Here is a 14,159-nt window from a genome sequence, read left to right as displayed (position 1 = left end):
TCGATCGCCTTCATTCCGGCAAGTTCATTGTATATCCAGGCATCGACAGACCCGTTTTCAACCATCCGGACAGCATCACCGGTGGAAGGCACTTCCACTATTTTGCTCTCATCTGCTCCGGCTTTGATAGCATAGGTTTTCCCACAGTCATCGGTGATAGTGACAATCCGAAGAGCACCAATATCAGAGTTATCAGAGATATTCGTGTTGGCTCTGATGAACAGGACCTGGGGAACTGTGATGACGGGACCGGCCCAGAGGAACATATCCTCACGCTCGGGTAACCGATCCATAGCAAGAATCATCGTATCAGGAGTGGTGCTGATCTGTGCATACGCATCATTCCAGGGGACTAACTTAAACGAATCGCGGGTGATATTGCTCCCCATCCGGTTCAGTATCTCCTCCATCATATCAACAGTTATCCCCTGCAGAGTCCCGTTCTCAATATAATTGAGCGGGGCATTATCTTCGGTGAGAATCTGCAGATCATCCGGAATAGGTGAGGCAAATCCTCCGGCAGGGAGAATCAGCAGAGCCATAATGGCCAGTGCCAGTTTTGCATCCATGTTATGAGTACGTTGTTTTTTTCTGCATATTATTAAGCAACATTCTTTCTCTGGCCCTGTTATCATCACAGGAAAAAAGAGAATTCCATGAAGACACATCTCATTAAAATAAGATCGGGATCGTGATCTCTTCCGGATAAATGCAGAAAAATGGTCGTGATCGTTCCTGATACTGCATTCGAAAAAAATTCAACGATTTAATTTGGGATATTGCAAATCTATTAGTTTTTTTGGCTCTTCGTCAGTTTCCGTGGGTAAGATGTATGTTGACATGCAATAACGTATTGAGGATAGCGATTAACCCTAGATCGCGATCACTTTTTTGAAATCTTCCGCTGAAGGAAGGGAAGGAAAGTTCAGCACGCACTTCTGGCGGTTGATCCAGTCGTGAGTTCTCTATATGCTGAAGTTATCCATTAATTTGTAACTGATGGGGGCTCTTAACAGATTATTGATATCGATACCCCTTATTTTGTGTTTCCCGAAGATATCATGAAAATTCAGGACTTCATACAGCCTATCAACGAGGAAAATGATACCGATAGGAAAGGATATATTTCATTCGGCTTAAATTCATTAGTTCTTAGTTTTGTTTGCATTTTAGCCGATTCAAACATCACTTAGAACACATTTTTTTGTTAGTGGCAAAGTTGGGTTTGATGACTATGAGATGATGAATGGGGTTTACCTCAAATTGTGTAGTTTCGGAGAGTTCTAACAAAAGAAAGATCAAGTCATCTTTCATTTCTGATAAAATGAGAGCATATCTCATTATGGCGTCGTAAATAATCAAGGATCTTAACTGATTTTACCCATTCCCGATCCAGGGTAGTGACCATCTCATCTATCCTGATGATCTGAGTTTTAACCGAGGCAGATAACTGGTCACCTCCTTCCATTTCGATCAGTGCTTCGATTATGGTGAGGGGATTTCTGATGCCGTCATTTAGGATTGCCAGCTTTGCAATGTTTTCCTGAATCTGCACAATAGCCCGCTCCTTCTCCTGCATCAGAGATTTCTCTACCGAAATGTCACGACCCTGGGCAATCGTCGCAATCGGCTTTGTTCCACCAGGATCAGTGATTGTTGCAGAATTCCACAAAACTGATCTTACTGTCCCATTCTGATGGACGATGGGTATCTCTACTGTTTCCCATTTCACTCCCTCATGAGTTGTATGAATAAGGTTCATAGATCGTTCTGTCCAGTCGGTGGGGAATAAAATTGAGAGTAACGCTCCCTTAACTTCCTGTTCAGATCTTCCTATCAGAAGTTCACAGGCATGATTGATCCGGGTAATCTGATATTCTGAATCCCATACAATGATCGGGACATTCGCATTGGTGATAAGGTTCTCAAGATATGCATTAGTTTCCTGAATCCTGTTTTCCTGTTCTCTTCGTCCTGTAATATCACGACCGATTCCGAGCACTCCGATAATATTCCCGCGTGTGTCTCAAACATTGGGGTTTTGATCGTCTCAAGTAAGGCCCGGTGTCCGTCATCTGCAAAGGTTATCCACTCCTCATTCCGTACCGGATGGCCTGCAACGACTGCCCTGGCATCATTCTCTCTGAAAAATTCAGCCATCTCTGCACTGAGAAAATCATAATCAGTCTTTCCAATGATTTCTTGTTCGTCAGCTCCGAGGAACCGGCTGAACATGGTGTTGCAGTTGAGAAAGACTCCGTTTGTGTCTTTGAGCCACACAAGGTCAGGGATTGTCTGCAGAAGCGTATGAAGGTGACTTTCACTTGCAATTAGGGCGTCACCGGTCTGTTTACGTTTGCTGAGGTCCTGTATTACTGCAATATATCCGATGGGATTCTTCAGATCAGGTCCATAGGGTGCAAATGTCAGCTGGATAAAAACTCTATCAATTTTACTCTTTGTACTGGCATACATTTTATGCAACCGTATGGCAGTGAAGTCAATATACCGCTCTTCGGTTGCCATTAAACCATTTTTAAGTCGGTTCTTGGTCTCATCTGTTATCGATGGATCCTCAAAGAGTCGATACCCCGACAGTGGGTCATCCTCGCTTACTCCAAAATATTCCCGTGCAACCTTGTTGACCCCGATGACTTTTCCTTCTTGATCAAAGATATTGATTCCAACCGGAGAATAGGTAAAAAAACCTCTAAATCGTGCTTCGCTTTCAGCAAGAGCACGTTCACCTGCTTTGAGGGTTGTGATATCCTGGATTGATCCAAGGATCCACACTCTTCCACTTAACGGATCCCTCTCCAATCTCGCAACAGAATGCACGATCTTTTCTGGAGATCCATCTTCCGGCCTGATCAGATATTCTAGATTGTACGGTATTCCGTTCTCAATAAGGTCTGACATTGACCGGTTTATACTATCCTTATCAGGAATACAGGCATTTAAACGGGAAAGTGATATTTCACATGAAACGGAGAGTAGTCCAAAAATCCGCTTCATTTGTTCAGAACACCAGATAAGGTCGCTATTTGGTGTATATTCCCAGCATCCTGTTTGACTGATCTCTTCCGCCATCATTAAACGGGTTTCACTGACCTTGAGCAGGTTCTCCTGCCTGGAGAGTTCCTCAAGATTTGACCGTAGTTCTTCTTCAGTCGCTGCAATCTGCTCATATGCAGCCTGCAGTTCGAAGTTTCTGCGTTCAAGATCCTGTGTAGCCCTTCTTCGGGAGACTGCATAGAGTATCCGGTCTGTTAATTCGGCGTATAGTGATACTACATCTCCTCCTTTCTGCAGGTAAAAATCAGCACCATGGTTGATTGCCTGGATCACTATCTCTTCTCTCCCTCTTCCGGTTAAGAGAATAAATGGAATCTCGCCGAATTTTTCTCTGACTATTCTGAGAAACTCGATGCCATTCATTCGGAGCATCTGGAAATCTGATACAATGGCATCATACTGATTCAAGTGAGGGAGATGTAACGCCTCTTCTGCAGATTCAAGAGTATCCACTGAGAATTTCCCTGTATTTTCAAGAAAAATTTTTCCAATCTTTAAGAGGTCCCTCTCATCATCAACATAGAGGACCCGAATCTTCTGATTAGTACTTGGTGATGAATTGGTTGTCAGGGTAAGGCTTGAATCAGGCATTTCGTAGGCCACCAGGTGAAGAGGGAACGGGTAGTACAGGCATGAATAATTCCGATAATTTATCTGATAATCGCTTTGAGAATATATATACCGTTCTCATCTGTAGAGATTTACTCGAATTGTGTTCTGTGCGAAAAAATTAGGCGATGGATGAGATTAGAGTTCTCAATCAGCTTGTGGCTTAATTGTAACGAACTGAAAATCAGTTAACAGGAGTTTGATTTAATTTTCAGCCATGCATTCGACTTGAGAGAGGGAAAAAAGTGGTTCAGGTATAGTTATTATTGATTCGTGCGTATGCCTGACATTCGTCAATCTTGCATTCCTGGCCCTTGGCCTGCTTTATGGTAAGGATAAAAGAAGATAGATGTTTTCTATAACCATTTCAACATCTTCTGCCTTGATGGTTTTTCGTCCTGCATGAGATACGAATTTGTTAGCCTCTTTGGCGACCTTTGCAATGTATGCTTCTGATTTTTGACTAATAACTCGGCTGCATCTGCATCGACACGTTCTGCCCCGTTTGCCTTGGCAATACGGCTGACTGCTGCTACTGGTAAATCTGCAATGATTTTTCTATTGAGTTATATTCAGGGAGGGACATAAATATCTTTAGAAGAATAATTCATTATTAACTGATTCTTTATTTAATTTCATTAAGAAGAACGACATTTTGGTCATTTTTCTGAATGAGATCTACTTGGCACTCACCACTCCAGCTTCATCTGCCCGTACAACCTCCCCTTCTCCATCACACCCACCGGACCTTCAGGTATAGAATCGAGGTATGTCTGCTCCTTAATCGCCCTGACTTTTTTAAGCCCCCACGTCCTGACCTGATGAAAATGATCTGCTTTCCCATCCAGAGCAAGCAGACTCCGATCCATAATCGCAGTCACCACCACAACCGGCCCTCCTCTCCGTGACCTGGATCTACAGACCTCACAGAACTGAATCATCTCCTCTTCCTTGTCAGTTTTGAACCATGAAAGATGATACTCGATGAAAAGAATTGCTGAAGTATCACCAGCAATATATTCCAGGAGTTCAGGAAGAGCCCCTATTTTGAGGTGATCCAGCCGGTCCATATCCTCATCCTTGAACAGGAGTAATGGCACAAAATCATGATTATTGATATAGGTGATTCTTCCGGTTGGATATCGCCTGGGAATGTCAGCCAGGCAGCTATGAAAGTCCTTGTGTGACGCTTGAAATATGGAAAAAGCCGCAGGAGGAATATTTTTGAGAGGGTTATTCGTATCGCTCATCGGGTAGATGATACCTCCGGGAGTATATGAAGATAATCGAAACACCGCGAAAGTGAAGATGCATTATATCGCACAGATCTGATACACAAACTCAACCTCTTTCCACGCCCGATCTAAAGTTACAGGCTATTGTTGAGATTTCATGTAAAAAGGGCGTGGTGGTACTTTCCTCTCAAACAGGGAAATGGATACTGATCTGATCGACAAATGTCGCCGGATTGATCGGTTTCTCGATGTAATCTGTTGCACCTGCTGCCATTACCTTCTCCCGATCTCCAGGCATGGCATAGGAGGTGACAGCGATGACAGGAATTGTCTCCAGACCTGAAGTACTTCTGATAATCCGTGCAATCTCATATCCATCCATCCCAGGGAGCTGGATGTCAAGCAGAATAACATCAGGATTCCCCTCTATCGCCTTTCTGATCCCTTCTTCACCGTCTAATGCCTGAATAACCACATGCCCTTTAGCCTCAAGCAGAAAATGCATCAGATACATATTCTGCTCATTGTCTTCAATTACCAGAATTCGAAATCCCATGTTATGCTCCTGCTGTTACCGGGAGAAACACCGTGAAACAGCTCCCCACTCCTTCAGTACTCTGTGCCGTAATTCTCCCTCCGTGAAGTTCAACCAGCCGTTTGCTGATAGAAAGCCCCAGACCGGTCCCGTCATGTTTGCGGGTGGTACCTGAATCAATCTGGTGAAACGGTGTAAAAAGAGTATCAAGGTCTGCTCCACTAATTCCAATCCCGCTGTCCCGGACTGATATCGATACCCCTCCCGGTTCATTCCGGGTGGTGATACTGATCTTTCCCGTATCAGTAAACTTAATTGCATTACTTATGAGATTCAGAACCACCTGTTCAATCCGCCTGCTGTCACCGGTAAGTGATCTGGTATCTGGTGCCAGATCGATCTCAATCTTCAGACCTTTCTGCTCTGCAATCGGCTGCATGGTTTTGACAACAGATAGAACAGATTTTACCAGATCAACCGGTTCAGATGCAATGCGTAGTTTTCCTGCTTCAACCTTGGATATATCCAGTACATCATTGATAAGTGCGAGGAGATGTCTTGCACTTTGCTGCACCATTCCCAGTTGTTTCTCCTGTTCGATGTTCAATGGGCCTGCAAGCCTCTGAAGGAGAATACCGGTGAACCCGATGATCGAGTTCAGCGGAGTCCGCAACTCATGAGACATCGTTGCCAGGAAGGCAGACTTCAGGCGATCTGCATCTTCAGCATGTTCTTTCGCTATCAGGAGTTCCTGATTTGCCAGTTCCAACTGGGCGGTACGTTCCCTGACAATATCTGCAAGATGGTCACGATACCGGGAAAGTTCATTCAGTGCCTGATCCCGTTCATCCTTTCTCTGTTGGATCGTACTGATCATCGTACTAAAAGAGTTGGAGAGTTCACCGATCTCACCTTCCGGACCTGCAGGGATGGATTGATTAAGATCCCCGGTTTCGGAAATGTTCTTCGCTATCGCGGTAAGGCTGGAAATCGGGCGGATTATCGTCCGATCCAGAGCCAGCAGAGTGATAATACTCATCAGAACGATAGCAAAAATCACAAAGATAAGAATAGTGATGATAGATTCATTCATCTCCTTTTCTATCTGGGAGAAGGGAATGTTGACCAGGTACTTCCATCCGAGCTTCGGTGAGGTGTAATAGATCAGGTACGACTCGGAAAGCGTGAAAATACCTTCTGATGACGCCAACAAGAGATCCTTCTGGGTTTTTGTCAGCTCACCAATATCAGTATAGAGCAAGGATTCATTCCGGGATGCCAGAATCGTCCCGGTCTCGTTGATCAGGATGATTTCACTCTTTCTTCCCATGTCAAACTGAGCGATGTAGGTGGTCAGGTTAACCAGCGTAATATCAGCTCCCAAAACCCCGTATACCGTCCCGTTGGAATCTATCATCGCAGTTACAATACCAATGTTAACATCAGTATTGGTAACAGAGGGATAAGGATCAGTCCTCTTCACTTCTCCCGGATGTTCCTTTGCCAGAATGTACCAGGGTCTTGTCCTGGGATCATATTGGGTTGGACGTGTTCTCGGGTGTGACCTGACAAAGGTTCCACTCTCCCGGCCCTGATATACAGAACTGACTGCAGGGTGCGTGAGCCTGAATGCATTCAACTCATCAATTATTGCTTGTTCTTTCTCCCCGATGGAGTACTGATACGTATCTTCTGATGCATTAAGGAATGAAGTAAACCCGGTGTCATCAGGATATCTGACATCGTCATCCATCCTGATATTCCTGATATCATTCTCCATTTCAGAGACAAAGTTCGAGAGAGCAAAATCGATATGTTTCAACTGATTGATGGTGTCAGTCTGTATATTTTCAAGATTTTTTTCCTGAAGTGAAGATGGCAGAACTACTCCAATACAGATCAGAACCATTACGATGATGCAAAAATACAGGATCAGGACCTTGTATCGGAGGTTCATATGTATCGACATTTGCAGAATAGTATTTATTTATTCCGAGAGATTTCGAGAACAGGTAATCCCGAATAGTATCAGATTAGAAAAATATTGAGAATTTTGAGTTAGACAATGAAACATGTCCGGTGATGGATCCGCCTCTCTGAAGATACCCCGGTAGAAAGATGGATGGAAATTGGTAAGTTGGAACTGACGAGAAGAAAGCATATGTAAAATGTTCTTTACATATAGTATAGGACATCTGGAATCATAACCCCCCAGATGAACCAGATTCAGAAATACTGCATTGATTGCGGTACCGATGCACGAATTATGCCCGTAAATGAATACAGGAGGTAAATACACCAGCACAGAGACAACCGGCAAAATGAACTTGAAAGATCCATCCATCCCAGAGCGGGAACATGGTGAAACGGACAATCATCAGAAGGTAATGGAATACCTCATCTCACCGTTTCACTTTTCATACGTGAAGGTTACTTTTTTCTGAACCCATGATCCTGGCAATTGAGTCGGGCTTTATTTCATACCAGTAATCATTGTCTTTTGTATCCCAGTACCAGGTATTCCCGCCCACTCAAAACGAGAGGGGGATACAGAGTGCCAGGTAGCAGCCGCTCCACAACTTTCAGATGATGAAAAACCTATTGATACCGTTATTTGAGAAGAAATCCGGTGAAAGAACCCATAACCATTTTAGTAAAAAGGTAAAGGTGAATTTATGAAACCACACTACCTCATCGCTCTCCTTGTGATGGGTTTCATGATTACTCATGGTACCGCAACCACTGGTACTGAAACTGACGGATATTTGAGTATTATCTCATCGCCCTCTGGAGCAACGGTATATGTTGACGATTCGCAAGCAGGGGTTACCCCGGTGATCGTCACCATCGGGGAGACCAGCAGTCCGCCCCATATCATTACCCTGCAGGAGAGCGGATATCTGGACTGGACAACAACTATCGATCAGAATCCTGCACCCGGCACAGCCGAGACCATCTCTGCAACATTGCAGAAGAACTCGGAGACCGGTTCCATATCGGTAACATCCACACCAACGGGGGCAACGGTGAGTTGTGACGGTACAAATATCCAGGAAACACCATATACCTACCAGCAGATTCCTGCCGGATCCCATACCATCACGATATCTAAAGAGGGATACTCGTCCTACTCTACCCCGATTACTGTTGCATCAGGAGCAGAATCCGTAGTTTCTGCCGCACTCAGTACAGATTCATCATCTCATACGGGATCCATTTCGGTCTCTTCCACCCCGTCAGGTGCAACCGTAACCCTGGATGACTCTCTTACAAAGAGAACTCCCTGTACCTACCAGGACATACCGGCTGGAACCCATGCTCTGAGTATTACCAGGGACGGATACTCACTGTACGCCACAACAGTTACGGTATCCTCTGGAGAGGAATCATCAGTTACTGCAATACTCAACAGGATTACCAGTACTGGTTCTCTTACGGTGAATTCAAATCCCTCTGGCGCAACCATCTATCTGAATGGCGTCTACTATGGAGTTACCCCCGCCCACTTAACAGATATCGAATCAGGCATTTATACGATCAAAGCCGAAAAATCCCAATACACCACCGGTACCGAGATCATTAACCTCATTGCAGGAAAGGAGAACTCAGTGTTGTTATCGCTCACTCCAAACCGACCAGACTGGTTCTTTGACCACCAGATTGATATGCCGTATGGCATACCGTTTGGTGGGGATATTCCAATGAACATCGGACCTGGTGGTCCACCAGGCCGGAGATGAAGACCTGATCCTCAGAACAGGTCATTCTTTTTTGACAGGTACCGGGATCTCGTTTCAGACATTCTGTGCCTGAACCTGATATGTTCCTTCCAGATATCGGAAAGGTTCAGGAAGATCAATATCCAATGCCTCATGAAGAACCTCTTCGATATTCTCAACGGTGATGAAATTCAGTTCACCTCTGACATCATCAGGAATATCCTCAAGATCCTGTGTATTTTCTTTTGGCAGGATTACATTCCGGATTCCGGCCCGATGCGCAGCAAGAACCTTCTCCTTGATCCCCCCGACCGGAAGGACCGCTCCACTGAGCGTGATCTCACCGGTCATAGCGAGTTTCGGATTAACGGTCTTCCCGGTGATAAGTGATACCAGCGATGTAAACAGCGTGACGCCTGCTGACGGGCCATCTTTCGGGGTTGCTCCTGATGGAACATGGATATGGATATCACTGGTCATGAAGTCAAACCGGTTTGCCGCATTAGCAAATCGTGACCTGATCAGACTCATGGATATGTTCGCTGATTCTTTCATGACATCACCGAGCTGACCGGTAAGCGTTAATTTCCCGGTACCGGGCATAAACGTCCCTTCAATGAAGAGAATCTCTCCTCCAACCGGGGTCCAGGCAAGACCTGTTGCAACTCCGGGAGTCAGCCGGTTTCTCGCAGATTCATGCCTAAATACTTCTTTTCCAAGGATCTCACTGAGATGATCAGAGGTGACCACAAACGACATTTCTGCCTTGCCTGAAACAATTTTTTCAGAGACATATCGTGCTATCCGGTCAAGTTGCTTCTTCAGTCCGCGGACACCTGCTTCCCGGGTGTACTTCTCAATGACGGTGCTTAACGCATCATCGTCAACCACGATCTTTCCTGCATCGAGCCCATGCTCCTCTATAGTCTTGGGAAACAGATGATCACGGGCTATGGAAAATACCTCATTTTTCGTATAACTCGAGATTTCTATAAGTTCCATCCGGTCAAGCAATGGTCCCGGGATTGAAGCAAGCGAGTTTGCAGTTGCGATAAAGAGCACATGAGAGAGATCATACGGGACCTCAAGATAATGATCCGAGAAACTACTGTTCTGTTCAGGGTCAAGCACTTCCAGCAGGGCACTTGCCGGATCTCCTGAATATGAAGCACTTAATTTATCAATTTCATCAAGTACAAATACTGGATTATTTGAACCGGCACGTTTCATTCCCTGAATTATCCGCCCAGGTAGTGCCCCGACATAGGTTCGACGATGACCCCGAATTTCTGCCTCATCTTTGACACCTCCAAGACTTACCCTGACATAGGATCGTCCCAGAGCTTCAGCAATACTCTTGCCAAGACTTGTCTTACCGGTGCCGGGAGGTCCGGCAAAGAGGAGGATTGATCCCTGCTTCTCCTGCTTTAATTTCATGACTGCCAGATGCTGGATGATCCGTTCCTTGACCTTTTCCAGTCCGTAGTGATGACTGTTTAATACCTGCCTGGTTACCTCGAGGTTGATGGATGGTATCTCCCCGCTGATCCACGGGAGATCGAGCAGAAGATCGAGATAATTTCTGATAACCGGTGCCTCGTGATTGTGAGCACCACCGGTTTCCAGTTTCCTCACCTCGGTGAGTGCCTTCTTCTTCACCTCTTCAGGCATCGGTGATTCCATAATCCGTTCGCGGTACCCGGTATCACCTGGCCCGTTCCCTTCGATCTCATTGAGTTCTTCCTGGATCACTTTCAATTGTTCGCGAAGCATGGCTTCACGATTACTCTTGGAGACTTTTTCACTGACCTTCTGGGTCACCTCAATCCTGATATTGATATTTTCCCTGACTTTGAGCAGAATCTCAAGAAAAGCAACGGCTCGCTCCTGCAAAGAGTCTATCTCCAGAAGATGCTGCTTCTCTTCAAGTAGTACCGGGACAAACGGCATCGTGAACCCAATCACCGTATCAATCGAGGTCATCTCATCAATCGGCTGGGTAAACTGTTCAGAACCCTGGAAATGGGAGCTGATTGCATGAATGGTCTGTTTGATCTCGTCGAGTATCTCATCATGCGCAGAATGATCCAGATCAACAATTGATTCTGCCGGGACACAGGTCGCATAAAGCCGGCCGTCACGCTCCACAACTGTTTCAGCCCTGACTCTCTGAACTGCATGTACACAGACAAGGTACCCTTCCTCAGCAGGCTGAATAAAGGAGATCTCAAGGAGATTGCCGACATTATATACTGCCGATGCATCAATCTCTCCCGGGATGGTTCCGGTTTTTACCGCCAGGCCAACGGGATTTCTGCCTACATCCTTACTCATCTCCTGCAGGAGGAGATTACCGGTTTCCCGGTCAACTATGATCTTTGTTCGTGTGTTTGGAAACACAACAATCTCGTAAAGGGGAAGTACGAAATGCTCCTGTTCCATTTCTGATTGGGTGAATGTGGTGGTGCTCATATCAATCTTTAGTTTTACTTAACCTAACTAATTACAGAACGAAAATTTTTTAGCGGACTTTTTTCAGAATCTCAATCAGCAGATCAATCTCATGACAGTCGAGGGAATCAATTAGCCGCTCAATAACCTGCTGCAGTGCGTTCTGCTCGGCACGGGCAATCATTTCACCGCGTTCAGTCAGATACAGGTAACTGATTCTCCCATCATGCGGGCATGATTTACGGGATATACAGCCCATCCGATCTAATTTATGTATCATTTCGGTGATAGTTGGTTTTGAGTTCCTAGTGATCTCAGCAAGCCTGCTGAACGTGATCTCATCGTGAGAATCGATCACTTTCAGGTAGTTGATCTGCTTCACCGTGATATCCGAGATCTCACAAGCCGAGAAGATACTACAAGAACACTCATTCTTCATCCTGATCAGATTATCAAAAATCAGAACCAAATGTTCTTTCTGGTCTGTCATAGATCCGTAATAATTAGTTAGCCCATCCCTAACTATAAAGGTTCCTGATCTGGCAATCTATATCAGAAGATGGTGAGAACCGATCCAAAACATACAATCATCAGACCAAACCGATGAAAACGTGAAACGTTTTTGCGCCAAAAATGAACAATCCGGTTTTATACCGGATATACAACCAGGATTAGGAGGCGAGTGACTTGGTTACATTCGCTCCAGATAATCCTGGGGAAAGAAGGCTTATTGTCTCCCCTGAAACGGGTTTTACAGTAGGGGTGACAACGGGAGTGGATTTCTCCATGGTTTTTGCGTTACTGGTCGTAACGGTATAGTTACTCCCGTCAGTGGAGATGACAACATCTCCATCCTTACTGGTCTGCAGGTACTGATTCTTCTGTTTCTTCAGTGTCTCAAGAATCTTTGCAGATGGACTAATCCCTGTGTTGAATATCAGTACCTGAGGAGAAACCGTCGCAAATGAAGCTGCTGAGACATCCTGGCCCTGGCCCGAAACAGCCCAGATGGTTGCAGGAGTAGATGCAAGGTCCTGGTTACCTGAGAAGAGGAAACTGACATTTCCAACTCCCACAGTCAGTGAGAGGGCATTTGCAGATGCATTGGTGGTTGAAGTGGTTGTATTCTGAATTTTGATGGTCGCAGCTCCGAATGGGAAACTGGCACCGGTTTCACCCTGCTGATACCCAACCTGTCCTGACTCGATCTGTTGTTTTATCGCTGCCTTTGTGGTAGATGAGAACGAACTGCTCGGGTCAGCATAGATAGAAACCGGGAACGCTTTCAGAATCTCAGCCATACCACCAATGGCACTCTCATTCATACTGGTGGCGACTGCATAATCAAGCATTCCAACTCCTGTACTTTTCAGGTAATCAATCACTGCTGAAGAGTCCTGCTTATTCCCGGCATCAATCAGCATAAAATGACCACTTGACTCAAGAAGAGTAGCATCACCATGGCTGGTATTGATATAATATACGGTAAGATCATCAGATGCTGATGCAAAACCTGCTAATATTGCAACAAGCAGGCAGGATATCATGAAAATTTCATATCTTTCCATTGAGAAAGGTCAGAGATGAGGGCATAATTAGTTGCCTGTAGTAACAGACATTGCATCCCTGAATTAGAACCAAATACCGATTCTTTGTCAAAATCAATGATGAAATATCAATATGCGCAAATCAGATCCAATCACTTAGGATTCAGCATCCAAAGGAGGCATTTTTTCACCCCTGCAACCCAGATTTCCTGATTCGGTACCATTGAAGATAAATCCAATTGCCTTACCCATAAAGTCTGACTGAGAACTATAATGTTGAACCAATCGGTTGTATATACAACCATGAAGTAGGATCTATTTATTATATAATTTGCTCGTATTCGAATCATGGATCGAAGAAAAGATCAGGAAAATAATTTTATTTTCCTGTGTGCTGGGTGGTGGGGACATCATACTGTTTCTTCACTACAAAATTCTGGAGTCTCTAAACGCAGGCTTTCCCTTATGGTTCTATGCTTATTCACGATAGCCATGATACTTTCCCTTACCCCTTGTTCCGCTGATAGAAGTGCTGCCACCTGGAATGACTTGGGCAAACTGTATTACGGCCAGGGCAGGTATGACGATGCACTCAACGCATTTCAAAATGCCGTCAGAATCGATAAGTTAAACGCCGAAGCATGGAATAACCTGGGTGTTACCTATCAGACCCAGGGGATTTTTAATGAGGCAATGATGGCATTCAAAACTGCCACCGTGTTAAGTGGAGGATATACCCCGATATGGAATCGATGGTATAACGTTGGTATCCTTAACCTTGGTGTCAGCTATCATGCTATCACTCCTACCGGAAGTGATTCAAGTGATTCCTGGAGTTATGTCCCTGATGACAACAGGAATAATGGGCCTGGCGGATTTCCAGGAGGGGACCCATGTAATATAGACAGAGGTTCTGACTCATTTACACCAGGACGTGATTCAACCATTGATATTGGAAGAAGCGGACCTGATTTAGGATATGATTCAG

General features: G+C 45.0%; 11 protein-coding genes and 1 pseudogene. 2 read left to right on the top strand and 10 right to left on the bottom strand.

Annotated features, from left to right (window positions below):
- From LUQ50_RS15085 to LUQ50_RS15055, 7 genes and pseudogenes are all read right to left on the bottom strand, one after another.
- The coding region (locus LUQ50_RS15085; RefSeq protein WP_300041109.1) for an ABC transporter substrate-binding protein at positions 1-569 on the bottom strand (569 nt) is incomplete at its 3' end.
- A 734-nt stretch (positions 570-1,303) separates the two neighbouring features.
- Positions 1,304-1,894, bottom strand: a complete 591-nt coding sequence (locus LUQ50_RS15080; protein WP_300041111.1) for a PAS domain-containing protein — start codon at positions 1,892-1,894, stop codon at positions 1,304-1,306.
- Complete coding sequence (locus tag LUQ50_RS15075) at positions 1,837-3,666, bottom strand: PAS domain S-box protein (RefSeq protein WP_300041107.1); 1,830 nt, start codon at positions 3,664-3,666, stop codon at positions 1,837-1,839. Before LUQ50_RS15075 ends, LUQ50_RS15080 begins: the two co-directional genes overlap by 58 nt.
- Positions 3,667-4,008: 342 nt before the next feature.
- A pseudogene (locus LUQ50_RS15070) lies at positions 4,009-4,235 on the bottom strand (histone family protein).
- 138 nt (positions 4,236-4,373) lie between these two features.
- Complete coding sequence (locus LUQ50_RS15065; protein ID WP_300041105.1) at positions 4,374-4,934, bottom strand: hypothetical protein; 561 nt, start codon at positions 4,932-4,934, stop codon at positions 4,374-4,376.
- A gap of 172 nt (positions 4,935-5,106) precedes the next feature.
- Positions 5,107-5,475 carry a response regulator gene (locus LUQ50_RS15060; RefSeq protein ID WP_300041103.1) on the bottom strand — a complete coding sequence of 123 codons (369 nt, stop codon included), beginning with the start codon at positions 5,473-5,475 and terminating at the stop codon, positions 5,107-5,109.
- 1 nt (position 5,476) lies between these two features.
- Positions 5,477-7,411: a hybrid sensor histidine kinase/response regulator gene (locus LUQ50_RS15055; protein ID WP_300041101.1), complete on the bottom strand. Its 1,935-nt coding sequence runs from the start codon at positions 7,409-7,411 to the stop codon at positions 5,477-5,479.
- 718 nt (positions 7,412-8,129) lie between these two features.
- Here LUQ50_RS15055 and LUQ50_RS15050 point away from each other — a divergent pair.
- Positions 8,130-9,194: a PEGA domain-containing protein gene (locus tag LUQ50_RS15050; RefSeq protein WP_300041099.1), complete on the top strand. Its 1,065-nt coding sequence runs from the start codon at positions 8,130-8,132 to the stop codon at positions 9,192-9,194.
- 54 nt (positions 9,195-9,248) lie between these two features.
- On the opposite strand, the gene lon is transcribed toward LUQ50_RS15050, so the two are convergent.
- From lon to LUQ50_RS15035, 3 genes are all read right to left on the bottom strand, one after another.
- Positions 9,249-11,645: an endopeptidase La gene (lon, locus tag LUQ50_RS15045; RefSeq protein WP_300041097.1), complete on the bottom strand. Its 2,397-nt coding sequence runs from the start codon at positions 11,643-11,645 to the stop codon at positions 9,249-9,251.
- 49 nt (positions 11,646-11,694) lie between these two features.
- Complete coding sequence (locus tag LUQ50_RS15040; RefSeq protein WP_300041095.1) at positions 11,695-12,114, bottom strand: MarR family winged helix-turn-helix transcriptional regulator; 420 nt, start codon at positions 12,112-12,114, stop codon at positions 11,695-11,697.
- 181 nt (positions 12,115-12,295) lie between these two features.
- Positions 12,296-13,171 carry a hypothetical protein gene (locus LUQ50_RS15035; RefSeq protein WP_300041093.1) on the bottom strand — a complete coding sequence of 292 codons (876 nt, stop codon included), beginning with the start codon at positions 13,169-13,171 and terminating at the stop codon, positions 12,296-12,298.
- Between the two features lie 465 nt (positions 13,172-13,636).
- Between LUQ50_RS15035 and LUQ50_RS15030 the strand changes: the two genes are divergently transcribed.
- Positions 13,637-14,159: tetratricopeptide repeat protein (locus LUQ50_RS15030; RefSeq protein WP_300041091.1), on the top strand; the 523-nt coding region annotated here is incomplete at its 3' end.

The organism is Methanospirillum sp., from assembly GCF_028679455.1.
In the GTDB taxonomy this organism is placed as follows: Archaea; Halobacteriota; Methanomicrobia; order Methanomicrobiales; family Methanospirillaceae; genus Methanospirillum.
The sequence above is the reverse complement of the archived record's forward strand: the minus strand, read 5'-3'. Positions and strand labels throughout refer to the sequence as shown.